The 537-nt window shown below is 46.0% G+C and carries 2 tRNA genes and 1 rRNA gene; all 3 read left to right on the top strand.

Features of this window, described 5'->3' with window-relative positions:
• Positions 1-90: ribosomal RNA gene (locus L1D31_RS22495) — 16S ribosomal RNA — on the top strand; the annotation flags it as partial.
• Between the two features lie 66 nt (positions 91-156).
• A tRNA-Ile gene (locus L1D31_RS22490) sits at positions 157-233 on the top strand.
• Between the two features lie 42 nt (positions 234-275).
• A tRNA-Ala gene (locus L1D31_RS22485) sits at positions 276-351 on the top strand.
• Positions 352-537 lie beyond the last annotated feature (186 nt).

The raw sequence follows: 537 nt of genomic DNA, 5'->3' as shown, positions 1-537 counted from the left end.
GGGGGGACGCTCACCACTTTGTGGTTCATGACTGGGGTGAAGTCGTAACAAGGTAGCGCTAGGGGAACCTGGCGCTGGATCACCTCCTTATACGATGATTACTCACGATGAGTGTCCACACAGATTGATGGTTTATGTAGTTTAAGAGACGATACTGGGTCTGTAGCTCAGGTGGTTAGAGCGTTCGCCTGATAAGCGAGAGGTCGGTGGTTCAAGTCCACTCAGACCCACCAATCTTCCTCCCAGGAGATTGGTTACAGTATCGACACCTTGATGGGGCTATAGCTCAGCTGGGAGAGCGCCTGCCTTGCACGCAGGAGGTCAGCAGTTCGATCCTGCTTAGCTCCACCATCTTTAAGCGCATTTGCTTAAGTGTTCTTAAAAATGGTTTCTTTCTTTAAATAGAAAGCGAATCTAGCTCTTTAACAATTTGGAAAGCTGACGAATAACAACAATCCCCATCTCTATGAGATGCGTTGTTATTCATTTAAAAGTTCTCAAATCCTAATGATTTGTTCATTAGGTACCAACACACAT

This window comes from Vibrio sp. Isolate23 (assembly GCF_022398095.1).
Taxonomy (GTDB): domain Bacteria; phylum Pseudomonadota; class Gammaproteobacteria; order Enterobacterales; family Vibrionaceae; genus Vibrio; species Vibrio coralliilyticus_A.
The sequence above is the reverse complement of the archived record's forward strand: the minus strand, read 5'-3'. Positions and strand labels throughout refer to the sequence as shown.